26 protein-coding genes are annotated in these 26,689 nt (G+C 62.7%); 7 read left to right on the forward strand and 19 right to left on the reverse strand.

The window, feature by feature from the left end:
* Positions 1 to 262 precede the first annotated feature (262 nt).
* On the reverse strand, positions 263 to 1,702 hold the full coding sequence (locus B5G42_RS08840; RefSeq protein WP_087269176.1) for a hypothetical protein: 1,440 nt from the start codon (positions 1,700 to 1,702) through the stop codon (positions 263 to 265).
* Positions 1,703 to 1,822: 120 nt separating this feature from the next.
* On the opposite strand from B5G42_RS08840, the gene B5G42_RS08845 reads away from it, so the two are divergent.
* A complete protein-coding gene (locus tag B5G42_RS08845) occupies positions 1,823 to 2,071 on the forward strand; it encodes a helix-turn-helix domain-containing protein (RefSeq protein ID WP_087187779.1) in 249 nt (82 codons plus the stop codon).
* 53 nt (positions 2,072 to 2,124) lie between these two features.
* On the opposite strand, the gene aroE is transcribed toward B5G42_RS08845, so the two are convergent.
* The 9 genes from aroE to B5G42_RS08890 all read right to left on the reverse strand — a co-directional run bounded on the left by aroE (position 2,125) and on the right by B5G42_RS08890 (position 11,765).
* Positions 2,125 to 3,522 carry a shikimate dehydrogenase gene (aroE, locus tag B5G42_RS08850; RefSeq protein ID WP_087269179.1) on the reverse strand — a complete coding sequence of 466 codons (1,398 nt, stop codon included), beginning with the start codon at positions 3,520 to 3,522 and terminating at the stop codon, positions 2,125 to 2,127.
* 36 nt (positions 3,523 to 3,558) lie between these two features.
* A complete protein-coding gene (gene aroQ, locus B5G42_RS08855; protein ID WP_087269182.1) occupies positions 3,559 to 3,990 on the reverse strand; it encodes a type II 3-dehydroquinate dehydratase in 432 nt (143 codons plus the stop codon).
* Complete coding sequence (locus B5G42_RS08860) at positions 3,987 to 4,481, reverse strand: shikimate kinase (protein WP_087269185.1); 495 nt, start codon at positions 4,479 to 4,481, stop codon at positions 3,987 to 3,989. Before B5G42_RS08860 ends, aroQ begins: the two co-directional genes overlap by 4 nt.
* On the reverse strand, positions 4,478 to 5,641 hold the full coding sequence (locus B5G42_RS08865) for a bifunctional chorismate mutase/prephenate dehydratase (RefSeq protein ID WP_087269189.1): 1,164 nt from the start codon (positions 5,639 to 5,641) through the stop codon (positions 4,478 to 4,480). Before B5G42_RS08865 ends, B5G42_RS08860 begins: the two co-directional genes overlap by 4 nt.
* A gap of 14 nt (positions 5,642 to 5,655) precedes the next feature.
* Positions 5,656 to 6,690 carry a chorismate synthase gene (gene aroC / locus B5G42_RS08870; RefSeq protein WP_343286351.1) on the reverse strand — a complete coding sequence of 345 codons (1,035 nt, stop codon included), beginning with the start codon at positions 6,688 to 6,690 and terminating at the stop codon, positions 5,656 to 5,658.
* Entirely contained in the window at positions 6,687 to 7,916 is a 1,230-nt protein-coding gene (locus tag B5G42_RS08875; RefSeq protein ID WP_087269193.1) for a 3-phosphoshikimate 1-carboxyvinyltransferase, read from the reverse strand. The genes aroC and B5G42_RS08875 overlap by 4 nt, the downstream gene beginning before the upstream one ends.
* On the reverse strand, positions 7,913 to 8,977 hold the full coding sequence (gene aroB / locus B5G42_RS08880) for a 3-dehydroquinate synthase (RefSeq protein ID WP_087269197.1): 1,065 nt from the start codon (positions 8,975 to 8,977) through the stop codon (positions 7,913 to 7,915). The genes B5G42_RS08875 and aroB overlap by 4 nt, the downstream gene beginning before the upstream one ends.
* A gap of 66 nt (positions 8,978 to 9,043) precedes the next feature.
* Positions 9,044 to 10,063 carry a 3-deoxy-7-phosphoheptulonate synthase gene (aroF, locus tag B5G42_RS08885; RefSeq protein WP_087187771.1) on the reverse strand — a complete coding sequence of 340 codons (1,020 nt, stop codon included), beginning with the start codon at positions 10,061 to 10,063 and terminating at the stop codon, positions 9,044 to 9,046.
* A 337-nt stretch (positions 10,064 to 10,400) separates the two neighbouring features.
* Positions 10,401 to 11,765 carry an MATE family efflux transporter gene (locus B5G42_RS08890; RefSeq protein WP_087269200.1) on the reverse strand — a complete coding sequence of 455 codons (1,365 nt, stop codon included), beginning with the start codon at positions 11,763 to 11,765 and terminating at the stop codon, positions 10,401 to 10,403.
* A 137-nt stretch (positions 11,766 to 11,902) separates the two neighbouring features.
* Here B5G42_RS08890 and dpsA point away from each other — a divergent pair, with 137 nt between their 5' ends.
* Together dpsA and B5G42_RS08900 are read left to right on the forward strand one after the other, a co-directional pair.
* Positions 11,903 to 12,775, forward strand: a complete 873-nt coding sequence (dpsA, locus tag B5G42_RS08895) for a dipicolinate synthase subunit DpsA (protein ID WP_087269204.1) — start codon at positions 11,903 to 11,905, stop codon at positions 12,773 to 12,775.
* 2 nt (positions 12,776 to 12,777) lie between these two features.
* Entirely contained in the window at positions 12,778 to 13,362 is a 585-nt protein-coding gene (locus tag B5G42_RS08900) for a dipicolinate synthase subunit B (protein ID WP_087269207.1), read from the forward strand.
* 61 nt (positions 13,363 to 13,423) lie between these two features.
* Here the strand turns inward: B5G42_RS08900 and B5G42_RS08905 are convergent, their stop codons facing one another.
* From B5G42_RS08905 to B5G42_RS08945, 9 genes are all read right to left on the reverse strand, one after another.
* A complete protein-coding gene (locus B5G42_RS08905; protein WP_087269210.1) occupies positions 13,424 to 14,710 on the reverse strand; it encodes a glycoside hydrolase family 3 protein in 1,287 nt (428 codons plus the stop codon).
* A gap of 14 nt (positions 14,711 to 14,724) precedes the next feature.
* Positions 14,725 to 16,965: a VWA domain-containing protein gene (locus B5G42_RS08910; RefSeq protein WP_087269213.1), complete on the reverse strand. Its 2,241-nt coding sequence runs from the start codon at positions 16,963 to 16,965 to the stop codon at positions 14,725 to 14,727.
* Positions 16,966 to 17,130: 165 nt separating this feature from the next.
* Positions 17,131 to 17,727, reverse strand: coding sequence for a thiamine phosphate synthase (locus tag B5G42_RS08915; protein WP_087269216.1), 597 nt, complete (start codon positions 17,725 to 17,727; stop codon positions 17,131 to 17,133).
* Entirely contained in the window at positions 17,714 to 18,901 is a 1,188-nt protein-coding gene (thiH, locus tag B5G42_RS08920) for a 2-iminoacetate synthase ThiH (RefSeq protein ID WP_242961180.1), read from the reverse strand. Before thiH ends, B5G42_RS08915 begins: the two co-directional genes overlap by 14 nt.
* Positions 18,902 to 18,915: 14 nt before the next feature.
* Complete coding sequence (locus B5G42_RS08925; RefSeq protein WP_087188320.1) at positions 18,916 to 19,680, reverse strand: thiazole synthase; 765 nt, start codon at positions 19,678 to 19,680, stop codon at positions 18,916 to 18,918.
* A gap of 26 nt (positions 19,681 to 19,706) precedes the next feature.
* Positions 19,707 to 20,336 (reverse strand): sulfur carrier protein ThiS adenylyltransferase ThiF, encoded by a 630-nt coding sequence (gene thiF / locus B5G42_RS08930; protein WP_087269221.1) that lies wholly within the window; start codon positions 20,334 to 20,336, stop codon positions 19,707 to 19,709.
* A 3-nt stretch (positions 20,337 to 20,339) separates the two neighbouring features.
* Entirely contained in the window at positions 20,340 to 20,537 is a 198-nt protein-coding gene (gene thiS, locus B5G42_RS08935) for a sulfur carrier protein ThiS (RefSeq protein ID WP_087188322.1), read from the reverse strand.
* Positions 20,538 to 20,689: 152 nt separating this feature from the next.
* Positions 20,690 to 22,093 (reverse strand): transglutaminase domain-containing protein, encoded by a 1,404-nt coding sequence (locus tag B5G42_RS08940; protein WP_087269224.1) that lies wholly within the window; start codon positions 22,091 to 22,093, stop codon positions 20,690 to 20,692.
* Positions 22,094 to 22,186: 93 nt separating this feature from the next.
* Positions 22,187 to 23,401, reverse strand: a complete 1,215-nt coding sequence (locus B5G42_RS08945) for an NADP-dependent isocitrate dehydrogenase (protein ID WP_087269227.1) — start codon at positions 23,399 to 23,401, stop codon at positions 22,187 to 22,189.
* A 171-nt stretch (positions 23,402 to 23,572) separates the two neighbouring features.
* On the opposite strand from B5G42_RS08945, the gene B5G42_RS08950 reads away from it, so the two are divergent.
* The 4 genes from B5G42_RS08950 (at position 23,573) to B5G42_RS08965 (ending at position 26,644) form a co-directional block, all read left to right on the forward strand.
* Complete coding sequence (locus tag B5G42_RS08950) at positions 23,573 to 24,892, forward strand: MATE family efflux transporter (RefSeq protein ID WP_087269230.1); 1,320 nt, start codon at positions 23,573 to 23,575, stop codon at positions 24,890 to 24,892.
* Positions 24,893 to 24,963: 71 nt separating this feature from the next.
* Positions 24,964 to 25,977, forward strand: coding sequence for an aspartate--ammonia ligase (gene asnA, locus B5G42_RS08955; RefSeq protein WP_087269233.1), 1,014 nt, complete (start codon positions 24,964 to 24,966; stop codon positions 25,975 to 25,977).
* 15 nt (positions 25,978 to 25,992) lie between these two features.
* Positions 25,993 to 26,403, forward strand: a complete 411-nt coding sequence (locus B5G42_RS08960; RefSeq protein WP_087188326.1) for a DUF3842 family protein — start codon at positions 25,993 to 25,995, stop codon at positions 26,401 to 26,403.
* A gap of 61 nt (positions 26,404 to 26,464) precedes the next feature.
* On the forward strand, positions 26,465 to 26,644 hold the full coding sequence (locus B5G42_RS08965; RefSeq protein ID WP_087188327.1) for a hypothetical protein: 180 nt from the start codon (positions 26,465 to 26,467) through the stop codon (positions 26,642 to 26,644).
* The last annotated feature ends 45 nt before the right edge of the window (positions 26,645 to 26,689 follow it).

The following is a 26,689-nucleotide window of genomic DNA, read 5'->3' on the forward strand; positions in this document are numbered from 1 at the left end:
GGTGTCTTTCCTCGCTTCGTACGGTGAGAGATTTCAGTACACGTTTCCGTGCGTATCACTCCGTGACATGAAGAAAACCGGCACAAGCAGGCCGGTTTTACCCATACATGGCGATATACGCCGTGTACAGATCCCTCAGCCGCCCGATTCTAGCTCGGACATACTCCGCGGAAGTTACCTCATTGCTGAGCAATCTCCCGCATCATCGCAGACTGCGCCCCAAACAGGCGCTTGATTATGATACTCTAAAACCCATTCCCTGTCAAGAGCTTTCCCGGTTTTTTTGAAAAATTTTTGTCTCTGCCGGAGCAGGCGGGAAAAGGGCCGCCTGTCCCAGCAGCAAAAGCACGGGAATCAGGGAATAGTGGTACCGCCCGGCCACCTCCACCAGCATCTGGGCGCAGGTCAGCCCCAGCACATACAGGGGCAGCAAAACCACAGCGGAGCGCTCCCGGTTTCGCCACAGCCGGACCAGGGCACCTCCCGCCAGTACCATGGCTGCATAATAGAATCCGTTGCAGGCCAGGGCAAACAGCTTGGTATGCCGCACCACGCTGCCCACATAGCCCACGCAGGCGTGGTCAGAGCCCAGAAAAGCCCTCAGTTTATCCCGCAGCAGAGGCAGCAAGGCCACCTTCCCGGAGGTGATGCGGTCTTTGGCAGCCTCCAGCGCTCCCTCCTGAGCCTGCTGGGCGGTGGCCCCCGGCGCATCGCTGAGGGAAAAGAGCAGCTGGCTGTCCTCCTGGTTCCATGCCCCGCCGGAATCTTGGTTGAATCCCACCAGAACACTGTAGCCCGGTGTGGTGGAGGGCTCCTCCCCAATGCGGCGGGTCAAATTGGCCTGCCACAGCAGGCCGGTGACGGCATAGACCGCCAGCAGGGCGGCCAGCAGCCCCAGCCAGTACCGCCGGGATTCTTCCAGCAGCCATTCTTCCGGCTTCAGCACCAGGCGCCAGCTCAGTAGAGCAATGATCACCACTGCCGCAATGGGACGCACCCCGTTGAACCACCGCAGCACCAGCCCCGCTGCCACCCCCCGCAGGATGGGCCGTCTCCCCTCCGCCGTCAGCAGCACCAAGGCTCCCAGCATCAGAGTGGTATAGAGGGGCTCGGACAGAACCAGACTATTATAAATGGTCTGGGAGGGGCAGGCAATCCACAGCAGATAGGCGGAGATCCCGGCCAGCAGTCCCCACCACCGCCGCCCCAACAGGAAAAGAAAACTGCCGGAGACAGCGGTGAGGACCACATTGAGCATCTGGGCCAGCAGTTCCCCCGGCCCCAGCAGGCGGATAAACCAACTGAGAAAGGAGGAGTAGCCGAAGGTATGGGGAAAGAGGGCCATATACCGCCCGCCCTCCAGTACCGGCTGCTGGGCCAGGGCATTGGCATAGCCCCAGAAGGTGGCATAATCTCCGGATGGGGTTACCCGTACCAGGAGCACCCAGGCCCCTTTGACCGCCAGGCAGAGCAGGGTAAGTACCAGCCAGATCCTGACCGCCCCCATTCTCTCCAACCAACGGCACAGCGGCGGCAACCCTTTCCAGCCCGCTGTCAGGACGGGAACTGCCAGCGCCAGGGCCTTCCAGGTCTCCCCATTCTGCCCCACCCCCAGCACCAGCCCGCCGACCAGCAGAGCCAGAGTCAACGCCAGCATGATCCGCGTCAAAAGGCCGGCCCCTGCCGTCAAACGCCGTTCCATCACCTTCGCCCCCTCCTGACCTTACATTTTTTAGTTTTGTCCTATGATAGGACAACTCAGGACGATTTTCAGTATAACGTTGGGGTTGTCCTATGTCAAGACAAAAGGAGGTGTATTCTCATGGCCAGGATCATTGACGGGACTGCCAAAAACCTGGTGGGCGAGCAGGTGCGGGCCCTGCGCATCAAGCGGGGCATGAGCCAGCAGGCCCTGTCCGATAAGCTGGAAACCATGGCGATCTATGTCTGCCGGGGCTCGGTCTCCCGGATTGAGGACCGGCAGCGTACGGTCACCGACATCGAGCTGTACGGCCTGTCCCAGGTGCTTGGGGTGCCCATCTCCCAACTCTTTGGTCCCGACGAGCAATAAAAAAGGAGTCCCCGACGTCCATTGGAACGTCGGGGGCTCCTTTCTACGTTATCTTATAGCACTTCGGCAATCCGCTTTTTCATCTCGGCGGCGTCAATTTCGGTCTGGGTAAAGTGCTCCAGGGCCAGCACCGCCTGGTTGACCAGCAGGCCCAGCCCGTTGATGGCCTTGTGGCCCCGCTTTTTGGCCTGACGGAGCAGTTCGGTTTCAGCGGGAATGTAGATCAGATCCACCACCGGCACGCCGGGCTTCAACTGATCCAGGAAGGAGAAGTCGGCAAACTGTCCGGCGGTGTCCGCCATTCCCAAGGAGGTGCAGTTCACCAGCAGGTCGCACTCCCCCGCCGCCCGGGCCAGTTCATCCTGGGAAAAGCCCGCCGGATGAAGATGCTCCAGGTCGTGGTCACAGATGGCCTGAGCCTTGTCGAGGGTACGGTTGCACACGATGACCCCCGCTCCAGCCTGGGCCAGCTTGAGACATACCGCCTTGGCGGCGCCTCCCGCCCCCAGCACCGTCACCTTTTTACCCGCCGGATCGATGCCCTCGTCGGCCAGAGCCCGGAGGAAGCCCTCGCCATCGGTGTTGTAGCCGTAGGTTTTGCCCTCCCGGATGCAGACGGTATTCACCGCTCCGATGAGTCTAGCATCCTCGTCCAGCTCATCCAGCAGGGGCACCAGCTCCTCCTTATGGGGCATGGTAGCGTTGAATCCTGCGTATCCGGCAAATTTGGCACACTCCAGCCATTCCTTGCACTGTCCCCGGGGCACCGGCTGACACAGATACACATAGTCCAGACCCAGAGCCTTGATCATGGTGTTCTGGATCAGAGGGGACTTGGAGTGGGCCACCGGGTCCCCAATGACGCACAGCTTGCGGGTGGTGTTTTTCAGTTCCACATTCATATCCATCTCTCCCCGTTCGCCCTCCGGCCGGTGGTCGGGGAGGGCGGCGTTGATTGCCAGGGCCACCAGCAATCCCACAATGGTCTCGATCATGCGGGCGGCGGCGTAGTAATACCGGGTCACGCCGGTGACACCGGTGATGAGAATGACACAGGGCAGGATGCAGGCCATGCCGCAGGCGGTGGGCCGCTTGATGAGCAGGCACAACCAAACCCCTGCCACACATACCACGCCAAGAATGATGGTCTTGAGCCAGAAATGCTCCAGGGCCGGTCCCAGCAGCAGGGTGGCGGTACCCAGGGCGCCGCCCACAATGACGCCGATCAGGCGGGAAATACCCTGGCGGAAGGTCTGACCCAGGGTGCTCTGGGTGCAGATGATGCAGGCAATACAGGCATACAGAGGCCCCATCTGCCCCAAAATACCTCCCAGCTCCTCCCGATAGGTGAGGCCAAAGGGAAGGAACAGCGCATAGGACACCATCACCGCCACGGCTGTCTTGATGACCCGCATTCCAATGCGGGGCAAGGGAACAGAAGGATATTTCATAATCTCTCCTTGCTCATTTATGGAAGCTCTCTTCGGTTACATCTCTCTGGCGAGAAAGTAACCCATTGCTGCCTCGTAGCCATACAGCCCCAGGCCGCAGATCTGACCCACACAGGCGGGGGCGGTGACGCTCTTGTGCCGGAACTCCTCCCGCTGGTGGACGTTGGAGATGTGGACCTCAATACAGGGCACATCCACCGCCTTCAGGGCGTCCAGAATGGCGTAGGAGTAGTGGGTAAAGGCCCCCGGGTTCATGACGATGGCGTCATACACTCCGTCGGCGGCGTGGATGGCGTCGATGATGGCCCCCTCGTGGTTGGACTGGAAGCAGCTGGCGGTGGAACCGTGGGCTGCGGCAAAGTCCTCCAGCCGCTTGCACAGACTGTCATAGGTATTCTCCCCATAAATGCCCGGCTCCCGCTTGCCCAGCAGGTTCAGGTTGGGCCCGTTGATGATGAGGAATTTCATTTCAGCACCTCCAAAATCCGTTGGACGGTCTCCGCCGGGGTGGCCTGGACATCCACCACATGGTCCGCCCACTCCAGGTAGATGGGCTCCCGCCCGGCGTACCGCTCCAGAAAGGCCTCTCTCCCCTGCTGGCCCAGGGGGCGGCTACCCATAGACACATTGTCGTAGATCTCTCCCGGGTCCCGCCGTAGGAAAATCACCGTACCACTCTCTTTCAGGGAAGCAATGGAATCCGCCCGGGTGGGCAGGCCGCCGCCGCAGGCAATGACCTGACTCTTCCGCTGGGCCAGTTCCTCCGCCGCGCCCAGTTCCCAATCCCGGAAGAAGGCCTCCCCCTCTCTGGCAAAGATATCAGGGATGGACCGGCCCAGAGCCTCCTCAATATATTGGTCGGTGTCCACAAAGGTGAAGCCCAGTTCCTTGGACAGCAACCTGCCCACCGTGGACTTGCCGCAGCCCATCATGCCGATGAGCACCACGTTGTCCCTCATGCCTGCTCCTCCCAGGCTTTGTAGTTGCCCAGAATGCGCACCTCGGTGGCCAGCTGGCTGAGCTCGTGGAGCACCCCGTCCATGCCGGGGGCGGTGAGGTCCCCGGTGAAGTCCAGGAAGAAGAGGTACTCAAATCCCCGCCCGGGGATGGGCCTGGACTCGATCTTCAGCAGGTTGAGGCCCTGGACGGCAAAGATGGTGAGGATCTCGTGGAGGGAACCGCTCTGGTGGGGCAGGCGGAACACGGCGCTGATCTTATTGCGCTCCGGCCGCAGCTCGGGCACCGGGGACACCACCGCAAACCGGGTATGGTTCACGGTATTGTGGTTGACCCGTTCAGCCAGGATGTTGAGGCCGTACAACTGGGCAGCCCGCTTGGAGCAGATGGCGGCAGCGGTGTGGTCTCCCTTCTCCGCCACCAGCTTGGCAGAACCGGCGGTGTCCAGGGTGGGCACCCGCTTCCAGTCCCGGTGGGCGTCCAGATACTTCTCGCTCTGCATCAGCCCCTGCTCATGGGAATAGACGGTGGTGATCTGGGACAGTTCCACGCCCGGCAGTGCTGCCAGGCAGTGCTCCACCGGCACCTGCCACTCTCCCACAATGTAATAGCGGTACTGGGCCATCAGGTCGTATACCTGCCGGATGGACCCGGTGGAGGAGTTCTCCACCGGCAGCATGGCGTAATCCACCTCACCACTCTCCAGCGCAGCGAACACATCGTTGAACCAGGGTTTGCCCACGCTGTTTACGTCCCCGCCGAAGAAGCCCACGGTGGCCTCCTCGCTGTAGCAGCCCGGCTCCCCCTGGTAGGCCACCCGGGGATTGGCCACCGGCTGACGCACTCTGGCCAGGTCGGCCAGATAGGCGGCGTAGCCCGGGTCCTCCGCCCCCTCCTTCACCAGATGGCGCTGCTGGCGGCGGGAGATGGCCATGATGCTCTCATAGAGCGCCGCCAGATCCGCCTTCCGGGCGGGATCGTCGGTCAGGGCCGTCTTGGCGGCAATGACCTGCTTCTCCCGGTTGGCGTCCAGCACCGGGATGCCCTCCCGCTGCTTGTATTCCCCCACCTTGCCGGTGACGGCCATCCGCTCCAGAAAGAGTTTGACCAGTTCCCCGTCGATGCGGTCGATCTCCTGCCGATATTGCTCCAGTTCCGTCATATCCATCGCTCCTTTTAGATGCCCAATACAGCGCAGGCCGCCAGGGCAGCCGCCGCCTCAATCACCGGCACCGCCCGGGGGACGATGCAGGGATCATGGCGGCCGTGGATCTCAATTTCCGTCTCCTCCCCGGTCCGCAGGTCCACGCTCTCCTGAGGCAGAGAGATGGAGGGAGTGGGCCGGATGGTGACCTCAAAGGTCACCGGCATCCCGTTGGTGATGCCGCCGTTGATTCCCCCGGCGTGGTTGGTCTTGGTGACCACCTTGCCGTCCTCCACGGCGAAGGGGTCGTTGGCCTCACTGCCCCGCATGAGGGAGAAGGCCACGCCGGCCCCGAACTCAATGCCCTTCACCGCGGGTACAGCGAAGAGGTACTGGGAGAAGATACCCTCCACATTGCAGCCGAAGTCGGGGGCGCCCAGTCCGGCGGGCAGGCCGGTGACGGCGCACTCGATGGCGCCGCCCACGCTGTCCTGCTCCTCCTTGGCCTCCAGAATGGCCTGGCGCATCTCCTCTCCCTTGCTGTCATTCAGTACCGGGAAGGATTTGGCCGCCACAGCTTTCAGTTCCTCCGGGTCCTCCAGGGCGGCGTCGCAGATGCCGTAGATGGAGCTGATGTGGGCACCCACCTGAACGCCCCGGCCCGCCAGCACCTGCTTGGCTACCGCGCCGGCGGCCACCAGCGGGGCGGTGAGGCGGCCGGAAAAGTGGCCGCCTCCCCGATAGTCCAGACAGCCTCTGCTCTTGATGAATCCGGCGTAATCCCCGTGGCTGGGCCGGGGGGTGTACCGGATGGATTCATAGTCCTTGGAGTGCTGGTCGGAGTTGCGGATCACCATAGCCAGAGGGGCCCCGGTGGTCTTGCCCTCAAACACCCCGGAGAGCACCTCCACCAGGTCGCTCTCCTTCCGGGCAGTTGCGGTGGGGTCCTGGCCCGGCTTGCGCCGGTCCAGTTCCTTCTGCACCTGCTCCAGATCCAGCTCCAGCCCGGCGGGTACCCCCTCCAGCACCACGCCGATGGCAGGGCCGTGGGACTCCCCGAAGATCATATGTCGCATATCAGTTCTCCTCCCAATCTGCGGTAATCCTCCCAGAACCGTGGATAGGACTTCTTGACGCACTCCGCACCAGTGATGGTCACCGGCGCTTCACACCGGATGGCGGCAATGGCCGCCATCATGGCAATGCGGTGGTCATTGTGGCCGGAGACGGTAACACCCCCCGCCAGCTTCTCCTTCCCATGGATCACCAGGTAGTCCTCATATTCCTCTACCTGGGCCCCCAGGGCGTTGAGCACTTCGGTCACGGTAGCCAGCCGGTCGCTCTCCTTGATCCGCAGCCGCCCGGCGTTGACAATGCGGGTGGTCTCCCCCGATCGCAGGGCGGCCATGGCGGCCAGAGGGGGCACCAGATCGGGGCACTGGCTTACATCCAGGTCCAGGCTGCCGGTCCCCTGCAGCTGGTCATAAAATCCGGCAATGGCCCGGTCCCCCTGAACGGAGGCCTGATCCAGCCCGCCGATCTCCACCGGGCAGCCCAGGAATTTGGCTCCGTACCAGAAGGCGGCGTTGGACCAGTCGGCCTCAATGGCCAAATTCTGATGCTGATAATACTGATTTCCCGGCACACGGAAGGTGCGCTTGCCGTCGTATTCCGCCTTTACTCCAAACCGTTCCAGGGCGTCCAGGGTCATGTCCACATAGCCCCGGCTCTCCAGACCGGTGGTGAGTACGATTTCGCTGTCCCCCTCCAGCAGGGGCAGGGCGTACAGCAGGCCGGTAATAAACTGGGAGGACACGTTGCCCGGCAGGGTGTAGACGCCGGGGGCCAGCTTGCCCCGCACCGTCAGCACCCCGTCCTTCTGCTCATAGAAGATGCCCTTCTCCCGGAAGAGGGCGAAGTAGGGGTCCTGAGGCCGCTCCATCAGCCGCCCGTGGCCGGTGAACTTGCCGCCCCCCTTGAGGGCCAGAGCCACCGGAATGAGAAAGCGGAGGGTGGAGCCGCTCTCCCCGCAGTCCATCACCTCGGGGGCGGGCTCCTCATGGCCGTCCACCAGGTCGGCCCCCCGGATGATAGTACCATCAGCAGAAGCGTCGGCGTCCAGGGTGCGCATACACCGCAGGGTGGCCTGGATATCCTCCGACAGGTCCACGTTGGATAGCTTGCAGAAGCCGTCGGACAGAGCGGCAGCAATGATGAGCCGATGGGCCTGGCTCTTGGACGGGGGCGGCGTCACCGTCCCTTTCAGGACCGCCGGCGTAATGGTCACATTCATTTCAGTTCCTCCAGCAGTGCGGCTTTGGGCATTTTATGGGGGATGGCCCGGCCCATCTCTTCCAGCAGGATCACGCTGATGTCCGCCCCCGCCCCCTTCTTGTCCAGACCAATGGCGGCGGCATACTCCTCCGCCGTACAAGAGATCTCCACCGGCAGATCCAGAGCGGTGAGAACGGCGGCAATCCTGTCCGCCGTCCCCGCCGGAGTAATCCCCAGCCGCTCCCCCAGTCCGGCGGCCTTCACCATACCGGCGGCCACCGCCTGGCCGTGGGTCCACTTCTCATAGTGGCCCGCTTTTTCATAGGCGTGGCCCAGGGTATGTCCAAAGTTGAGCAGCATCCGTTTTCCCGTGTCCCGCTCGTCCTCTTCCACAACAATCCGTTTTAAATTGCAGCAGGTATACAGAACGTGTTCGATTTCCGCCATAATTTCCTTCCGGCTGGGCCGGTGGGCCAGGAAATCAAAGAAGGTCCCGTCCAGGATACAGCCGTACTTGATGACCTCTGCCATACCGTCGGCAAAAGTGGCGTCGGGCAGGGTATCCAGGGTATCCGGGTCCATCAGCACCAGCTTGGGCTGCCAGAAGGCACCGGCCAGATTCTTGCCCGCCTCCAGGTCGATGGCCACCTTGCCTCCCACAGAGGAGTCCACCTGGGCAAGCAGGGTGGTGGGGATCTGGACAAAGTCCACCCCCCGCAGGATGGTGGCAGCGGCAAAGCCCGCCAGATCCCCCACCACGCCGCCGCCCAGGGCCACCACGGCGTCAGTGCGGGTGAGCCCGGCGGCCATCATGGCCTCCCACAGCCCGGCCAGCTGACCGGCACACTTGGAGGCCTCTCCGGCGGGCACAACATGGACCGTCACAGAAAACCCGGCGGCGGTGAGGCTTGCCTCCAGCCGGGGGGCATAGAGGGGGGCCACATTGGAGTCGGTGACCACAAAGAGCCTGCCCGCCCGGGGCAGGGCCTTCCGGCAGTATGCTCCCGCCTGGTCCAGCAGGCCCCGCTGGATCAGGATATCATATTCCCGCCCCGGCAGGGCAACGGTGAGGGTCTTCATGGGCACTTCGTCCTTTCCATAATACCGTAGGAGCAATCTTTCTGGCCGCCCCTGCGTCATTTCTTTTTATTTTACCAACTTTTTCTCCACCAGGTCAACCAGCATACCCACCTTGTGCATGAGGGCGTCGAACTTCTGGGGGGTAAGGGACTGCTGGCCGTCACACTTGGCGTGGGCGGGATCGTTGTGTACCTCGATGATGAGACCGTCGGCGCCCGCCGCCACGGCGGCCAGGGCCAGAGGCTCCACCATCCAGTACATACCGGCAGCGTGGGAGGGGTCCACAATGACGGGCAGGTGGCTCATCTGCTTGACGGCGGGGATGGCAGACACGTCCAGGGTGTTGCGGGTGTAGGTCTCAAAGGTACGCACGCCCCGCTCGCACAGGATCACGTTCTCATTGCCCTCGGCCATAATATACTCGGCGGACATGATCCATTCCTCGTAGGTGTTGGACAGGCCCCGCTTGAGCAGGATGGGCTTGCTCATCTTGCCCACTTCCTTGAGCAGCTCAAAGTTCTGCATATTGCGGGCGCCCACCTGGACCACGTCCACCTCCCGCTCAAAGAGGTCGGCCATCCGGGGGTCCATGATCTCGGTGACGATGGGCAGACCGGTCTTGGCCCGGGCCTCCACCAGCAGATCCAGGCCGGGAGCGCCCATGCCCTGGAAGGAGTAGGGGGAGGTGCGGGGCTTGAAGGCGCCGCCCCGGAGCATGGCCGCGCCGGAGCGCTTCACGTCCTCGGCTACGGCGCAGATCTGCTCCTCGCTCTCCACCGAGCAGGGCCCGGCGATGACGGAGAAGTTGCCGCCGCCGATCTTGGCATTACCCACGGTGACCACCGTGTCCTCGGGGTGGAACTTGCGGTTGGCCTTCTTGTAGGGCTCCTGCACCCGCATGACCCGCTCCACGTTGGGGTTGATGGAGATCTTGTCCATATCCACGGCGGTGGTATCGCCCACCAGGCCCAGGATGGTGCAGCCCACGCCGTTGGTAATGCCCACTTCCAGGCCCAGCTGCTTCAGTTTATCTGCCAGATGTTGAATATCCTCCTGCCGGGTACCGGGCTTCATGACGACTACCATATGACACGCTTCCTTTCCAGTGACAAAAATAGGCGCTCATTGATGAAATCAATGAGCGCCCTGTCTGTGTTACAAGGTAATATCAGGCCCCATAGGGCCCACCCATTTACTCCATCCTGCTATTTTCCCATGCCAAAAAAGCCGGTGCCCATAAATCGAACCCAGCCAAAGGAAAACAGGAAGGATGCAGTTGTGAGGGAACGTCTGGTCATGCCTGTACGCCTCACTTTTCTAGGTTGGAGTCATTATACCCTCTTTTTCCCGTGATTGCAACGGGAATTGTGTACAAATACCGCCGGAGTTTTCTCCACTCTCACTGTGTTTTCCCCCTGTCCGGTCACATGGGCGCGCTTTGCAGCTCGCCGTGGGGCATATGCCGCAGCAACTGCCGCAGGCAGAGGGCGAAGAGCACCGAGCTGATGGACCAGGTGAGGGGATAGGCCCAATAGACCACCCGGATGTCGGGGATGACCCGCACGGTAAGGGTGATGTAGGTGATACGCAGGGCGCACCACACCGTCAGCATAATGGCCATGGGTACGATGGGCCGCCCCATGCCCCGCAGGATGCCGGCGCAGCAGTGGGAGAAGGACAGCAGGCAGTAGAACAGGGACACCGTACGGGCGTAGGCCACACCAAAGGCCACCACCTCCGGTTCACTGTTGAAGGCGGCCACCAGCAGCGGGGAGGCCAGGAAGATGATCCCGCCGATGGCCTCTGCCAAAATGGGGCTGCACACCAGGCCGAACTTCATACCCGCCCGCACCCGGTCGAAGCGGTGGGCCCCCAGGTTCTGACTGACGAAGGTGGACAGGGCCAGCGCAAAACAGGTTACCGGCAGGAAGGCAAAGCCTTCGATACGGCTGTAGGCGCCGCAGCCCGCCATGGCGGCGGAGTCAAAGGCGTTGATGTTGGCCTGGACGATGACGTTGGCCAGGGAGACCACCGAGCTCTGTACTCCGGAGGGGATACCCAGGGTGATGATCTGCTTGAAGGTGGGTCCCTCGAAGCGCACCCGCCGCCAGTTCACCCGGTAGCCCGCCTTGGTGAGGGTCAGCTTGCGGAAGGCCAGGAAGGCGGACAGGCACTGGCTGAGGATGGTGGCCAGGGCGGCGCTGCCCACCCCCAGTTTCAGTACCGCCACAAAGAGCAGATCCAGCACCACATTGGTAAGGGAGGCGGCAATGAGGTACTTCATGGGGCTGCGGCTGTCACCCACCGACTGGAGGATACTGGCCCCCATGTTGTAGAGCATCACAGCGGAGGAGCCGAAGAAGTAAATGCGGAAGTAAAGAATGGAGTTGTCAATGACGTCGGCAGGGGTGCCGATCCACTGGAGGATCTGTGGGGTTAAAATGGCCCCCACTACTGTCAGGATCACACCTGCTGTCAGGCCCAGGGCCACGGTGGTGTGGACCGCCCGCTCCATATGGTCGTCGTCCTCCGCCCCGTAGTACCGTGCGATGAGCACGCCCGCACCCAGGGATACACCGTTGATAAAGCCCACCATGAGCAAAATCATGCTGCTGGAGGAGCTGACCGCCGCCAGAGCGGACCGGCCGATGAAGTTGCCCACAATAAGGGAATCCACTGCATTATATAATTGCTGAAACAGGTTACTGAAAAAGATGGGCAGGGCAAAGGCCAGCATCTTTTTGGGGACGCTGCCTTCGGTCAGGCGATTTTGTTCGTTTCGGTCCATCGGGTCCATCTCCGCTCTCTCTTGATCTGTCTTTTTATTATTAGCCTGTTAAAGCAAAAAGTCAAGCTGTGCCACCCAGTCACCCTTTTCCGGCGGCGGAATAGGATGGAGCAGTCACTGGGAACGGAGGGCTTACCATGAGACACGAACTGAACCTGTGGGTGGCGGGGGGCGATTTGCGGCAGGCCAAACTGGCGGAGCTGCTGGCCGCCGACGGCCACACAGTACATACCTGGGCCCTGGAGGGCCACGGCCCTCTGACGGGGGTACAGATGGAGACCGACCCGGCGGGGGTGGAACTGGCCGACTGCCTGATCCTGCCTCTGCCGGCGGAGGAGGAGGGCGGCCTGCTCCACGCCCCTCTGTCCGACCAGCCCCATAAGCTGGAGGAGCTGCTCTCCCCTCTGCGGCCCGGCCAACTGGTGTGCGCCGGGATGGTGGGCCCCAATCTCACCGCCCTGGCCGCCCAAAAAGGACTGGTCCTTCAGGACTACTTCGCCCGGGAGGAGCTGGCGGTGGCCAACGCGGTGCCCACCGCAGAGGGTGCCATCCAGATCGCACTGGAGGAACTGCCCATCACCCTCCACGGCGCCCGGGTGCTGGTCATCGGCTTTGGCCGGGTAGGCAAGGCCCTGTCCCAGCGTCTGGCCGGCCTGGGGGCCAAGGTGAGCGTGGCCGCCCGCAAGTGGGCCGATCTGGCCTGGGCAGAGAGCTGCGGCTACTGCGGGGAGCAGACCGAGCACCTGGCGGGCTGGCTGTGCGGCTACGACCTGGTGGTCAACACCGTCCCTGCCCCGGTGCTGGGCCTCACCGAACTTGCCGATCTGAAGCCGGACTGTCTGGTCATTGATCTGGCCTCCAAGCCGGGCGGCGTGGACTTTGATGCGGCCGCCCGTCTTGGGGTCAAAGTCATCTGGGCCCTCTCCCTGCCGGGCAAGGTAGCGCCGGTAACGGCAGGCCAGTGTATTCAGACCACCATCTACAACATATTGCGGGAATTGGGAGTGTGAGCATGGAACAAGCGAAGGTTGGATTCGCCTTTTGCGGGTCTTTTTGTACATTCAGTATGGCTATGACCGCCCTGGAGCAGGTGAAGGCCCGGTTTGGGGACGTGACCCCCATCGTGTCGGAGGCCGCCGCCGCCAACGACACCCGGTTCGGCCCGGCCCATGAGTTTATGCGGGAGATGGAGCGCATCTGTGACAAGCGGGTCATCGACTCTCTGGTGAAGGCGGAGCCCATCGGGCCCAAAAAGCTGCTGGATGTGCTGGTTATCTGCCCCTGCACCGGTAACACCCTGGCAAAGCTGGCAAACGGCGTCACCGATTCCACTGTTACCCTGGCGGCCAAGGCCCATCTGCGCAACGGCCGCCCCCTGGTGATCTGTCCTGCCACCAACGACGCCCTGGCCGCCTCGGCCAAGAACATCGGGGCGCTGCTGGACAAAAAACACGTCTATTTCGTCCCCTTCCGGCAGGACGATCCCCAGGGCAAGCCCACCTCGGTGGTGGCCGACTTCTCTCTGGTGCCCGACACCATTGCCGCCGCTCTGGAGGGACGCCAGCTCCAGCCCCTGCTGCTGGGCAGCCCCGCTTGAGATAGCGTCAGACATAAGAAAAAGGACTGCTGTACCACAGCAGTCCTTTTTTCTGTTTTATTCACTCCAGAGGGATGAGGCCCCGGTTGATCTTGAAGGTGAGAATGCGCTGCACGCTCTCATCCAGCCGCTCCTCTGAGATGGAGCCGTCCTCCACCGCCGCCTCCAGGGCCGCAATGGTACTGTCCAGATCGCCGGGACACAGCAGGATATCCACCCCGGCCTGAATGGCCATCACCGCCGCCTGACCGCCGGTATAATACTTGGTAAGGGCAGACATCTCCATGGCGTCTGTCATGACCACCCCGTTAAAGCCCATCTCCTCCCGGAGCAGACCGGTGACGATCTCATAGGACAGAGGGGCGGGCTGATCGTCCAGGTCGGGAACAATGAGATGGCCCATCATCACCGCGTCCGCCCCCGCCTCGATGCCCGCCTGGAAGGGGATCAGCTCCCCCTGCCGCAGCTGGTCCAGGGTGCGATACAGATAGGTGGCCCCGTCGTGGGAGTCGGTGGAGGTGCCGCCGTGGCCGGGGAAGTGCTTGAGCACCGCCCCCACGCCGCCGTCGTGGAAACCCTCCACCGCCGCCGCCACCAGCTCCGCCGCAGTGTTAAAGTCGGTGGAATAGGCCCGGTCGCCGATGACAGTGTTCTCCGGATTGGTCCACACGTCGGCCACCGGGGCCAGGTCGGTGTTGAAGCCGCAGCTGGCCAGATCGGAGCCGATGGTGTAGGCATTGTCGTAGGCGGTCTCGGGGCCCTGGTCCTCATAGTCCAGCATGGGGCCCACCCAGGTGGTACCCACGGTGCTCATGAGGCGGGTGACCCGTCCCCCCTCCTCGTCGCAGGTCAAGATGAGGGGGATCTTGGAATAGCTCTGGCTGTTGTCCAGCATCTGCTTGAGCTGGCTCTGGCTGAGCATATTGGGCTTGCGGTACAGAATACCGCAGATAGGGTAGCGCTCCAGCCCCGCTTTGGTGGCCGCACCCGCCTGGGTGGCAGTGCTTACGCCGGTAAGATCCTCGGGAGATACGATGATAAGCTGGCAGATCTTTTCATACCGGCTCATCTCAGCCGTCATCTCCGCCGCCAGAGCCGCCGTCCGCTCCTCCACCGTGGGGGTGGGGGTAGGCGTGGGTTCCGGCGTGGGCGTTGGAGTGGGTGCCGGTGTGGGGGACGGGGTGGGCTGAGCGGAAGTCACCGGGTCGGCACTCTCAGCCGCCGGAGCCGGGCCGCCGGAACCCAGCAGCCACCAGGCGATCCCGCCTGCTACTGCCACAACAACCAGGAGCACAATCACCAGAGCAATCCGCCCTCCTGAGGATTTGGCACATCGTTTTCCTTTCATGGCAGCCGATACTCCTATTCTTCAAATTCGCACACAAAGCCCATGCCGTCGGCCATGGTGGGCACAGCGGAGACCGGATCATTGCGCTGGTCGTTCCAGCACCAGCCGCCCACCGCCTTGATGTTCCACAGCATGATGTACCACTCCTCGGTGCCGTCCTGATCCTGACGGGAGGGCTCGTTGGCAGACCAGGCCTGGAAGTTGAATGCCTCACCGGTAACCCAGTGGCCAAACACGTTGCCGGCGTCGTCATAGGAGGTGTAGCCGCCCAGCCAGATATACTTCACGTCCTGGGCCTCCGCCATGGCAGTGATCTGGTCCATCTCCTCCTGGGAGGTGATGGTGGCCAGATGGCCGCCCATCTCCTGGCAGCGGCGGGAGGCCTCCTCCCAGGTCAGGCTCTCTTTGAACAGCTCGTAGCGGTGTCCGCCGCCCACGCCGCCGTCGTCCCGGATGCTGCGTACCGGGGTAACGGTCAGTTCGCTCTCTCCCCGGTAGCCCTGTCCGGACACTTTGACCTGCAGGTCACGGGTGGCGTAGCTGTCGGCGGCGCTGTCGCTCTCGTACTCCACGATATAGTAGTCCATCTGCTCGTCATAGATCTGCTGGAAGATGGCCTCCAGGTCGTAGAGATCGTCAATGTACCAGTAGCGGCCGCCGGTACTCTCGGCAATATGGCGCAGGGTGCTGGTCTCCACCGAGTTGCCTACGCCGATGATGTACACCGGGGTCTGCTGGGTGTTAGCGTAGCGGATGAGCTCCTCAGGGGTGTGGCGGCTGCGGTTGTCCATGCCGTCGGTAAAGGCGATGACGCAGCGGGCGCCGCCCTGAAGGGTGGCGTTGGTCACACCGTCGTACACCGCGTCATAGAAGGCGGTGAGGCCGTCGGTGGACATATTGTTGATGCCGTTGACCAACAGGCCCACGTCGTCGGTGTAGTAGCACATCTGCTGCACGATGGAGTCAAAGGCCAGCACCTCCGCCCGGTCGCCCAGGGCGAAGTCCAGCTCCTGCACAAACTCGGTCATAACGGTCTTGATCTTGCCCATGTCGTACTCGGTGATACTGTCGCTCTTGTCAGCCACCAGATCGATCTTCAGGCCGTCGTTGCCCTCCAGAGGAAGCACCGACTTGACCTCACGAGCCAGATACTCGCCGCCTTCCACCCGCTCCATGATGCGGAAGGCGTTGGAATCCAAGCCCTCCACCGTCTCGCCGCTGTAGTCGTCCACCACCTGGAAATAGGCCCGGACCACAGGATATTCGCTGACGTCAGTGGACACCAGACGCAGCCGGGCGGGCACGAAGTAGGGGGTATAGTAGTCTCCTTCCCGCTCCATGGAGATGCCGTCCACCGAGAAGGTGAGTACAGGCTGGCGGTGCTCCTCGCTGTACTCGGCGTCAAAGGTCAGGTAGGTGATCTCAACCTGGCCATCCTCCTGGGTCACCTCCTGCACCTCACAGTCCTGGCCATCCTCCCGGATGCCCACCTCGGACAGGTCCAGAGGGAAGGGCTGATCGCAGTCCAGCTTCAGGGTGACCACCGGGAAGTTGTCGGTGTCCACATCGTCCACTTCAGGGGAGAGAATGCACATGGCATACAGCTTCTGGTAGAGGGCATACTGCTCGTCCCCCTCCTGGAGAGGGCCCTCCTCCAGCAGCCGGGCCGCCGCTGTCCGGTTGTCCTGGGCCAGATAGGCCTCCGCCAGGGCCAGCCGGTCGGCGTTCTCCAGGCCCCGCAGATTCCGGGCCTGCTCATAGTAGTCCACCGCCTGGGCGTAGCTGCCCCGGTTCAGGGCGTCCCGTCCCTGCTCCACCGCCTGCTGATAGGCCTGATTGGTGCTGATATTCCGGTACAGCAAAAAGCCGCCTATGCCCACCGCCAGGGCCGCCACAAGGATGACGGGCAGCAACCACTTCTTTTTGCCGCCCTTGGGGGCGGAGGGCTGACCATTCCCAGGTCCGCCGGGTCCGGGCGCATAAACAGGCCCCGGCTGGGGCGGTTGGGTGGGGGGGACATTCCAGCCGGGCGCAGGCTCCGGCTCCTGAACCGGAGGCTGCTGGACAGGCTGTTCCTCCACAGGAGTGGGCTCCGGCTCATGAACCGGCTGCTCCGCTGCCGGAGGAGTCTGATCCTGAGGCGGCGAGGTCTGGTCCTGGCCCACAGACTTCAAGGCCTCTTCCAGCGGTGCACCGCAGTGCCCGCAGAATTTTTCTGTTCCGGTCAGCTGGGCGCCGCATCGATAACAAAACATACCCATCTTCCTCTCTCGTCCGCGCCCCCATTTCGGGGGAATTCGACGGATGTCATTTCCAGTTTACTCACCCCCGCCAACTCTGTCAAGGTATTCCTGGGCTAGAAACATCTTCCGAATATGGAGGCAATAAAAAAGGCGCGGGTAGTCCCGCGCCTTTTGCGTTCAATCTGTTATTTGCCGCAGTCCTTCCACATAGGTCTGCGGGTCTGGACAAGCCATAAAAGCGCTCATGAGACAGGCTCCCGCCGCCCCGGTTCGAGCTACGGCAGCCAGGTTGTCCGGAGCAATGCCGCCGATGGCATACACCGGAATGGACACCGCATTCACCACCCCCTCCAGCCAGGGAAGCCCCCGGCCGGGCAGACCCTTTTTGCAGTCGGTGGCAAAGACGTGGCCCGCCGTCACATAGTCCGCCCCCAGCTTCTGGGCCCGGACGGCCTCCTCAGGGGCATGGATGGACACACCCAGCAGCTTCACCTGCTCCCGCAGGGCAGGATCGGCCTCCAGCTGCCCCAGGGACAGGTGGAGCCGGGGCACGCCCAACCTTTGACACACCCGGGGAAAATGGTGGAGCACCACCTTGTCTCCCCCGGCGGCCAGCACCTGCCGGGCCAGGGCCTCATATTCCTCCTCGGACAGGTCCTTCTCCCGCATGATGACTTTGCTCACGCCGCCCCGGCACAGGGCGGACACCCGCTGGGGCAGGTCATCGCTGCACAGCCCCCGGTGGGTCACGCACACCAGTTCAAACATAGACATAGTCGTTCATCACCGGCTGGAGGCCCTGGTCCCGGATGGCCTGGGCCACCTGCTCCACGTCCCGGTTGTCGGCGATCTCAAACTGGTCGTCCCCCTCCTCCTCGCCGGAGTGGCCGCCGATGCCGGTGGATACCCCGGCGGAAATCTTGGTGGCGGCAATGTCGATGACCCGGTCCCGGAAGCCCGCTCGCTCCCGGGTGGAGATGGTCATGCCGGCAAAGGGCATGAACAGGCGGTAGGCACACATGACCTGGAGCAGCTGCCGCTCGTGAACGTCCTTGGGGTTGATCTTGTCGTTGTTGACGATGGGCCGCAGCCGGGGGCAGGAGAAGGAGATCTCGGCGTGGGGATACTTGCGCTGGAGGAGCCAGGCGTGCATCCCGGTGGCGAAGGCGTCCCTCCGGAAGTCGTTCAGTCCCAGCAGGGCGGCGAAGGCCACCCCCCGCATCCCGCCCATGAGGGCCCGCTCCTGGGCCTCCATGCGGTAGGGAAAGATCCGCTTGTGGCCCGCCAGATGGAGCTGCTCATACCGATCGGCATGGTAGGTCTCCTGAAACACCGTCACATAGTCCACCCCGCACTGGTGGAGGTAGGCGTACTCATCGGAGTTCATGGGGTAGACCTCGATGCCTACCATTTTAAAATACTTCCGGGCGATCTTGCAGGCCTCACCGATGTACTGCACGTCGCTCATCTTCCGGCTCTCACCGGTGAGGATCAAAATCTCCTCAAGGCCGGTTTTGGCAATTGCGGCCATTTCCGCCTCAATGCCCGCCATGTCCAGCTTGGCCCGGCGGATCTTGTTATGACAGTTAAAGCCACAGTAGATGCAGTAGTTCTCACAGTAGTTGGAGATGTAGATGGGAGTAAAGAGGTACACGTTGTCGCCGAAGTACCGCCGCTTTTCCATCCGGGCCTTTTGGGCCATCTCCTCCAGGAAGGGCCCGGCCGCCGGGGACAGCAGGGCGGCAAAGTGCTCCGGGGTACGCACATCGGCATCCAGGGCGGCCCGCACGTCCTTTGCAGTGTAAATGGTCTCGTCATAGCCGTCCCGGGCCGCCGTCACCTGGAGTCGGACGGTGGGGTCGATCTGTTCCATGCCGGGCAGATAGGTCATGTGGTCAATCTTGTCCTTGACCTCCACCACGGTAATGCCTTCCATAGGCTGATCCATGTCTCTTCCTCCTCTCAGTCCGCCAGAAATCCGGTAAGGGGGGAGGAAGCTGCCGCCCCGTGGTCCAGCACCCGGCCCAGCCCGGCCAGATAGGCGGCCCGGCCCGCCTCGATGGCAGACTTGAAGGCCCCCGCCATGGCGGCGATGTCCCCGGCGGTGGCAATGGCGGTGTTGGCCATCACGGCAGCGGCACCCATCTCCATGGCCTCGCAGGCCTGGGAGGGCCGGCCGATGCCGGCGTCCACAATGACGGGCAAATCGATCTCGTCGATGAGAATGCGGATGAATTCTTTGGTAGCCAGTCCCTTGTTGGAGCCAATGGGAGCGCCCAGAGGCATGACGCAGGCCGCCCCCGCGTCCACCAGATCCCGGGCCACGTTCAGGTCGGGGTACATATAGGGCATGACCACAAAGCCCTCCTTGGCCAGGATCTCGGTGGCCTTGATGGTCTCGTAGTTGTCGGGCAGCAGGTACTTGCTGTCCCGCATGATCTCGATCTTCACAAAGTCCCCGCAGCCGCAGGCCCGGGCCAGCCGGGCGATCCGCACCGCCTCGTCGGCGTTGCGGGCGCCGGAGGTGTTGGGCAGCAGGGTGACCCCCTCCGGGATATGATCCAGAATGCTGTCGGTGTCCGAGTTGGCCCGGCGAAGGGCCAGAGTGATGATCTGGGCCCCGGCGTGCTCCACTGCCGCCCGGATCAGGTCCAGAGAATATTTGCCCGAGCCCAGAATGAACCGGGAGGTAAAGGCGTGTCCGCCCAAAATCAGTTGATCTGCCATAGTTGTTCGTTCCTTTCTTTGATGTTTTACGGTTCCATTTGTCCCAGCAGCAGCCGCATGACCATAGTGGCCTGGTGTGCCGCGCATACCGCCACCCGGGGGGCCATCAGTCCCTGCCCCTGGTCGATATCGCTCTCCCCGTCGCCGCAGAGCCAGAGGCGGCCCATGGCCTTGCGGGTAACAATGGTATTGGCCGAGCCGCTTCCCGCCATGCCGGAGCCGGCTACCAGCAGGGTGTCCGGCAGGCCGGTAAGTACCGCCTGGACCAGCATGGCCTTCTGGTCGGCCTGGTCGAAGGCCTCGCACACCACCTGGCAGCCCTGAAACAGGGTGCAGGCGTTGTCCGCCGTCACTTTACAGGTGTGGATCTCATAGTCCAGCCAGGGGTTGATCCCCCTGAGCTGCTCCGCCAGGGCCTCGGTCTTGTACCACCCCAGATGGGGAATGAAATAGTGCTGCCGGTGGAGGTTGGTCACGTCCACCCGGTCGAAGTCGGCCAGCACCAGCCGCCCCACCCCCAGCCGGGCCAAATGGACGGCAATGTGGGAGCCCAGGCCCCCAAGGCCCGCGATGCCCACCGAGGCGGCAGCAAATTTTTTCTGATTCTCCGCCCCGTGGCGGGCGATGAGGGCCTGTTCCAGCGTTTCCCGGTCCATGGGTCAGCCTCCCCCCACGAACCGCACTACCTCCAGCTTGTCCCCATCGGACAGGGCGGTTGTGGAAAAGTCCTCCCGGCGGAGAATGGCGCCGTTGTGCTCCACCGCCACCTGGGCGGCCTTCCAGCCCTGCTTGTCCAGCAGGTCCTGCACGGTATGCAGACCTGTCCGGTCCATGGGCTGACCGTTGACTTGCAGCATAATTTGCCTCCTTCCAAACGCAAAAAAGGCGTCACGAAAGAACTACACCCGCGGTGGTGTACCCCTTCGTGACGCCTTCTTTCAGCTTCACTCTGTGCTATACCATAGCACTGGTCTTTTCACTTGTCAAGGCACAGTTTTCCACCGTGCCCTCAGGGCCGGGGATAGTCGCTGGGGCAGACGGGCCAGTTGGGGTAGGCGGTCCAGATATGGCCGTCCATATGCCCGTCGGACACCAGGAAATAGTCGTAGGAGATATAGGTCACCTGATCGTCCCAGGTGGGGTCCACATTGTACCAGTTCCCGTCGATGTTTACCCGCACCCAGGCGTGATACTCCGTCACGCCGTTGGCGGTGGCCTGACCGAAGATATGCTCGCAGTCGATGCCGCTGAGGAAACACAGCAGGTCCATGGCCTGGGTATACCCCTGGCACACGGCGGCGTGGTTCACCAGTGCGCCGTAGGCAGTGTGACTCTCCGGCCCGGTCTTTCGATAGGTGACGGTGTCGCACAGGTAGTCGTGGAAGGCCTTCACCCGTTCATACTGGCTCATGGTGCTGTCCACCAGACTGTCGTGGACCCGCACCGCCTCCTCATAGAGGGCCATGTCCTGGGCCGACAGGCGATCCGTCTTTCCCTCCACATAGGCCATCACCCGGGCGGAGTCCCGGTAGCGGATCTCCACAGTGAAGTAGCCCTGATCGGGATAATACCGGGTGGCCATGGAATCCACGTCCGGGAAGCGGTCGATGGTATCCTCGGTAAGCAGGGCCTGGCTGTACGCCCCCTCCTGCCCCACTGGGGTGTAGATGGTGAGGGCGGTATTGCGGGCATCCACCTGGACCGCCATCCGGCGGATCATATCCTCCACGCTGCTGACTGCAAAGGTGCTCTCCACCGTTACGGTAGGCCCGGGCTGCAGCTTGGGAGCAGGCAGTTCCCGCCGCTCCAGCGCACCCTGGAGATCCAGCTTTTCATAGAGGGTAACCTCCTCCCCCGCCAGCGTTACCTCCAGCATCCGGTCGGACAGCAGGACCATGTCACTGCGCTGGAAGGTCTGGTCCCGGACATAGTCCTCCCCTTCCCGCAGGCCCAGGTCATCGGTGACAGCATAGGGATCACGCCAGTCCACATTCTCATAGTGCATGGCCCGCAGCAGCAAGGTCAGGTATTCCTCCTGAGTGATGGTACTGTGGAAACCGAAGGTCGTATCGCTCACCCCGGTGGTGATGCCGTTTGCATAGGCGTAGGCCACATAGGGCTCCCCCCAGCCGTCCACATCGGTGAAGGGGTGGGTGCTTCCGCCAGTGAGGGCGGCCTCCTTCCCGCCGGTGAGCCGCACCACCATGGTGATGGCCTCCCCCCGGGTCATAGTGCCCCCCAGATTAAAGTTGGGCGTCCCGTCGCTGCCGGTACCCGCACCGTCCAGCAGGCCCAGGCAGTACAGGTGCTCCGCCGCCTGTTGGGCCTGTTGGGTGGAATCCGCCCCCGCCGCCGGTACCAGCCCGGCCAGAAGGGCCAGGGACAGAGCTCCCGCCAGAAGCTGCTTTTTCATGGATTTCCTCCTTTCTCCCCGGATCAAAGAAGGGCAGCGGCACGGCAGACCGCCGCTCCGCTGCCCCTGTTGGTCAGAGTTGCTTTTTGGCTGTTACAGGCTGGCCTCCAGCTTGGCCCGGATGGCCTTCAAGAAGTCCAGGGAGTTGACGCCCTGAGCGGGGGTCTCACCCTCCCACAGGCCCACCAGGTCCCGGGTCATGACGCCGCCCTCGATGGTGTCGATGGTGGCCTTCTCCAGCTTGTCGGCAAAGTCCGCCAGAGCCTGGATGCCGTCCAGCTCGCCCCGCTTGCGGAGGGCGCCGCTCCAGGCGAAGAGGGTGGCCACCGGGTTGGTGGAGGTCTCCTCCCCCTTCAGGTACTTGTAATAGTGGCGGGTGACGGTACCGTGGGCGGCCTCGTACTCGTACTTGCCGTCGGGGCTCACCAGCACGGAGGTCATCATGGCCAGGGAACCGAAGGCGGTGGACACCATGTCGCTCATCACGTCGCCGTCGTAGTTCTTGCAGGCCCAGATAAAGCCGCCCTGGGACCGAACCACACGGGCCACGGCGTCGTCAATGAGGGTGTAGAAATACTCGATGCCCAGCTCGTCAAACTTGGCCTTGTACTCGGCGTCAAAGATCTCCTGGAAGATGTCCTTGAAGGTGTGGTCATACTTCTTGGAGATGGTGTCCTTGGTGGCAAACCACAGGTCCTGCTTGGTGTCGATGGCGTACTGGAAGCAGGAGCGGGCAAAGGAGGAGATAGAGCTGTCCTTGTTGTACTGGCCCTGGAGCACGCCGCCGCACTCGAAGTCGTAGATGGTCTGGCGGAACTGCTCCTTGCCGTCCTCGCCGGTAAACACCAGCTCGGCCTTGCCGGGGCCGGGCACACGGTACTCGGTGGACTTATACACGTCGCCGTAGGCGTGACGGGCGATGGTGATGGGCTTCTTCCAGGTCTTGACCACCGGGGAGATGCCCTTGACCATGATGGGGGCACGGAACACGGTGCCGTCCAGAATGGCACGGATGGTGCCGTTGGGGGACTTCCACATCTGGGAGAGCTTGTACTCCTCCACGCGCTGGGCGTTGGGGGTGATGGTGGCGCACTTCACCGCCACGCCGTACTTCTTGGTGGCCTCGGCGGAGTCCACGGTCACCTGGTCGCCGGTCTGCTCCCGATAGGGCAGGCCCAGGTCGTAATACTCGGTCTTGAGGTCGATAAAGGGCAGGAGCAGCTCGTCCTTGATCTGCTGCCACAGCACCCGGGTCATTTCGTCGCCGTCCATTTCCACCAGGGGGGTGGTCATCTGAATCTTTTCCATGGTCTCCTCCTTATGCTTTTGATCCAATTTCGCAGAAAATTATACCTCCAATCCGGCGAAAAGGCAAGCGGCACATCCCCCTCAATCCTGTGGGTTTTGCCCATTGCGGCCCTGTTGCCGCCGGTAGTATACTTTTTTGGTATGTAACCCAACCAGAGAGAGGGAACCCCCGTGTTTAACAAGCAAGCCCTGAAAAAACTCATCATTCCCCTGATTATCGAGCAGTTCCTGGCCGTCATGGTGGGCATGGCCGACATCATGATGGTGTCCTCTGCCGGAGAGGCCGCCGTGTCCAGCGTGGCCCTGGTGGACCTGATCAACGTGCTCATCATTAACGTCTTTTCCGCCCTGGCCACCGGCGGCGCGGTGGTGTGCGCCCAGTCCATCGGGGCGGAAAACCTGGACCGGGCCAACCGGGCCGCCAATCAGCTGATGTACATCGTCACCGCCGCCGCCCTCATCATCATGGCCCTGTCCCTGACCCTATGCCGCCCCCTGCTGGGGCTGCTCTTCGGCCAGGTGGAGCCCGCCGTCATGGAGGGTGCGGTGACCTATTTCATCATCTCCGCCCTGTCCTACCCCTTCATCGCCCTGTACAACGGCTGCGCCGCCCTGCTGCGGTCCATGGGCAACTCCAGGGCCTCCATGTACGTCTCCGCCTGGATGAACGGACAGAACGTGGTGGGCAATGCCATCTTTGTATTTGTCTTTCACCGGGGTGTGGACGGCGTGGCTCTGTCCTCCCTGTTCTCCCGTATCGTGGCGGCGGCTATTATGCTGGTGCTCCTCCACAGCCGCCACAACCCGGTACGGGTATCCGGTCTGCTCAGGTTCCGGTTTGAGCCGAACATGATGGGCCGCATCCTCCGCATCGGCGTGCCCAACGGGCTGGAGAACTGCTTCTTCCAGCTGGGCCGGGTGCTGCTGGTGAGCCTGATCTCCACCTTCGGCACCGCCCAGACCGCCGCCAACGCGGTGGCCAACAACATTGACAACTTCGGTGTCATCCCCGGCACCGCCATGGGCCTGGCCCTTATCACGGTGGTGGGCCAGTGCGTGGGGGCCGAGGCCTGGGACCAGGTCCGCGCCTACACCGTCAAGCTGGTGAAGATGACCTACCTCTTTACCTGGGTCCTCAACGGCATTCTGCTGCTGGGCCTGCCCCTGATCCTCATGCTGTACAGCCTGACCCCCGAGACCCAGTGGTATGCCACGGTACTGATTTTCATCCACAACGGCTGCGCCATGCTGTTCTGGCCCATGGCCTTCACCATGCCCAACGCCCTGCGGGCCACCGGCGACGTGAAGGTACCCATGGTCATCTCCATCTGTTCCATGATCATCGTACGGCTGGGATGCAGCTACATCCTGGGGGGCCACTTTGGCCTGGGGGTCATCGGCGTGTGGATCGCCATGGTGGGAGACTGGATCGTGCGGATCTTCTTCTTTGTGCTCCGGGCCCGGCAAAAGCTGTGGCTGGAGCATCGGTAGGGGTTGTATGCGGGATACTTTTCCTGTATAATGTGTTACATTGTAATTCCAGACAAAAGGAGTGCTGCGCCATGCTGCAAACTGTGATCCCTCAGGGGTACGCCCCCTGTCTCAATTTATATGACACCCAGAAGGCCATCGGCCTGCTGAAGCGGCTCTTTGAGGACACCCTGGGGGGCGCCCTCCACCTGCGCCGGGTATCCGCTCCCCTGTTCGTGGAGGCCTCCACCGGCCTCAACGACGACCTGAACGGTGTGGAACGGGCAGTCTCCTTCGACATTCCCGACGCCGGCCGGGACGCCCAGGTGGTCCACTCCCTGGCCAAGTGGAAGCGCATGGCCCTGTACCGCTACCAGTTCTCGGTAGGCGAGGGCCTGTACACCGACATGAACGCCATCCGCCGGGACGAGGAGCTGGACAACCTCCACTCGGTGTACGTGGACCAGTGGGACTGGGAGAAGGTCATCGCCCCCCGGGACCGCAATGTGGACTATCTGAAGGCCACCGTCTCCACCATCGTGAAGGCCATGGCGGAGACCCAGTCCACCCTGCGCTCCGTCTTCCCCCAGCTCACCGCCCTGCCCCCCCTGGACACCGACGTGTCCTTTGTCACCACCCAGGAGCTGGAGGACCGCTGGCCCGACCTCACCCCCAAGGAGCGGGAGGACGCCTGGGTCAAGGAGCATCCCACCACCTTCCTCATGGGCATCGGCGGCGCCCTCAAGTCGGGTAAGCCCCACGACGGTCGTGCCCCCGACTACGACGACTGGAACCTGAACGGCGATATTTTGGTGTGGAACCCGGTGCTGGAGCGGGCCTTTGAGGTGTCCTCCATGGGCATCCGGGTGGACCCCGCCGCCATGGACCGCCAGCTCACCATCGCCGGCTGCGACAGCCGCCGGGAGCTGCCCTTCCACAAGATGCTGCTGGAGGGCAAGCTGCCCCTGACCATCGGCGGCGGTATCGGCCAGTCCCGGCTGTGTATGCTGCTGCTGGGCAAGGCCCACATCGGCGAAGTCCAGGCCAGCGTCTGGGATGAGCAGACCATCCAGGCCTGCCAGGACGCCGGCGTCATCCTGCTGTAAGACGGAGGGACGGCCATGGAACTTCTGGTAGTGGACGGCCAGGGCGGCCGGATCGGCCAGCAGCTGGTGCGGGGCATTATGGCCCGTCACCCCAAATTGCAGGTCTTCGCCGTAGGCACCAACAGCCTGGCCACGGCGGCCATGCTGAAGGGCGGCGCTTCTCAGGGCGCCACTGGGGAGAACGCCCTGCTGGTAGCTTGCCGCCGGGCGGACGTGATCCTGGGCCCTCTGGGCATTGTCATTGCCGACGCCCTGCTGGGAGAGATCTCCCCGGCTATGGCGGTGGCGGTGGGCCAGTCGCCCGCCAAAAAGATCCTGGTTCCCATGAATCAGTGCGACAACATCGTGGCTGGCGTAGAAGATATGCCGGTAAGCAAGCTGCTGGACAGTGCCCTGGAGGAGCTGGACCTGCTGCTGAAGGGCTGAATCTTGCATAGAATAGATCGCGGAGCCACGCTCCGCGATCCTTTTTTGTGAGGTGCTCACCGTGAAGCAGATCCTGCACTGCATCATGCAGGTCCAAAATCTGGTCACCCTGATTTTGACCATCGCCTTTCTCCACCTGGCCATCACCGGCAAGGTGGCTGCCGATCAGTTTCTCACCATCTTCTCGGTGGTGATCGCCTTCTATTTTGGCAGTCAGGCACAGAAAAATCAGTCTGCATAAGAGAAGCGGGGGGGGGGGGGGGGGGGGGGGGGGGGGGGGGGGGGG

The sequence above is a fragment of the Flavonifractor sp. An91 genome, assembly GCF_002159225.1.
In the GTDB taxonomy this organism is placed as follows: Bacteria; Bacillota; Clostridia; order Oscillospirales; family Oscillospiraceae; genus Flavonifractor; species Flavonifractor avicola.

Coding starts and splice junctions, on each gene's coding strand:
- B5G42_RS08840 (WP_087269176.1), bottom strand. CDS start 1,702: ATGGAACGGCGTTTGACGGCAGGGGCCGGCCTTTTGACGCGGATCATG.
- B5G42_RS08845 (WP_087187779.1), top strand. CDS start 1,823: ATGGCCAGGATCATTGACGGGACTGCCAAAAACCTGGTGGGCGAGCAG.
- aroE (WP_087269179.1), bottom strand. CDS start 3,522: ATGAAATATCCTTCTGTTCCCTTGCCCCGCATTGGAATGCGGGTCATC.
- aroQ (WP_087269182.1), bottom strand. CDS start 3,990: ATGAAATTCCTCATCATCAACGGGCCCAACCTGAACCTGCTGGGCAAG.
- B5G42_RS08860 (WP_087269185.1), bottom strand. CDS start 4,481: ATGAGGGACAACGTGGTGCTCATCGGCATGATGGGCTGCGGCAAGTCC.
- B5G42_RS08865 (WP_087269189.1), bottom strand. CDS start 5,641: ATGACGGAACTGGAGCAATATCGGCAGGAGATCGACCGCATCGACGGG.
- aroC (WP_343286351.1), bottom strand. CDS start 6,690: ATGATCTTCGGGGAGTCCCACGGCCCTGCCATCGGCGTGGTGCTGGAG.
- B5G42_RS08875 (WP_087269193.1), bottom strand. CDS start 7,916: ATGAATGTGACCATTACGCCGGCGGTCCTGAAAGGGACGGTGACGCCG.
- aroB (WP_087269197.1), bottom strand. CDS start 8,977: ATGAAGACCCTCACCGTTGCCCTGCCGGGGCGGGAATATGATATCCTG.
- aroF (WP_087187771.1), bottom strand. CDS start 10,063: ATGGTAGTCGTCATGAAGCCCGGTACCCGGCAGGAGGATATTCAACAT.
- B5G42_RS08890 (WP_087269200.1), bottom strand. CDS start 11,765: ATGGACCGAAACGAACAAAATCGCCTGACCGAAGGCAGCGTCCCCAAA.
- dpsA (WP_087269204.1), top strand. CDS start 11,903: ATGAGACACGAACTGAACCTGTGGGTGGCGGGGGGCGATTTGCGGCAG.
- B5G42_RS08900 (WP_087269207.1), top strand. CDS start 12,778: ATGGAACAAGCGAAGGTTGGATTCGCCTTTTGCGGGTCTTTTTGTACA.
- B5G42_RS08905 (WP_087269210.1), bottom strand. CDS start 14,710: ATGAAAGGAAAACGATGTGCCAAATCCTCAGGAGGGCGGATTGCTCTG.
- B5G42_RS08910 (WP_087269213.1), bottom strand. CDS start 16,965: ATGTTTTGTTATCGATGCGGCGCCCAGCTGACCGGAACAGAAAAATTC.
- B5G42_RS08915 (WP_087269216.1), bottom strand. CDS start 17,727: ATGTCTATGTTTGAACTGGTGTGCGTGACCCACCGGGGGCTGTGCAGC.
- thiH (WP_242961180.1), bottom strand. CDS start 18,901: ATGGATCAGCCTATGGAAGGCATTACCGTGGTGGAGGTCAAGGACAAG.
- B5G42_RS08925 (WP_087188320.1), bottom strand. CDS start 19,680: ATGGCAGATCAACTGATTTTGGGCGGACACGCCTTTACCTCCCGGTTC.
- thiF (WP_087269221.1), bottom strand. CDS start 20,336: ATGGACCGGGAAACGCTGGAACAGGCCCTCATCGCCCGCCACGGGGCG.
- thiS (WP_087188322.1), bottom strand. CDS start 20,537: ATGCTGCAAGTCAACGGTCAGCCCATGGACCGGACAGGTCTGCATACC.
- B5G42_RS08940 (WP_087269224.1), bottom strand. CDS start 22,093: ATGAAAAAGCAGCTTCTGGCGGGAGCTCTGTCCCTGGCCCTTCTGGCC.
- B5G42_RS08945 (WP_087269227.1), bottom strand. CDS start 23,401: ATGGAAAAGATTCAGATGACCACCCCCCTGGTGGAAATGGACGGCGAC.
- asnA (WP_087269233.1), top strand. CDS start 24,964: ATGCTGCAAACTGTGATCCCTCAGGGGTACGCCCCCTGTCTCAATTTA.
- B5G42_RS08960 (WP_087188326.1), top strand. CDS start 25,993: ATGGAACTTCTGGTAGTGGACGGCCAGGGCGGCCGGATCGGCCAGCAG.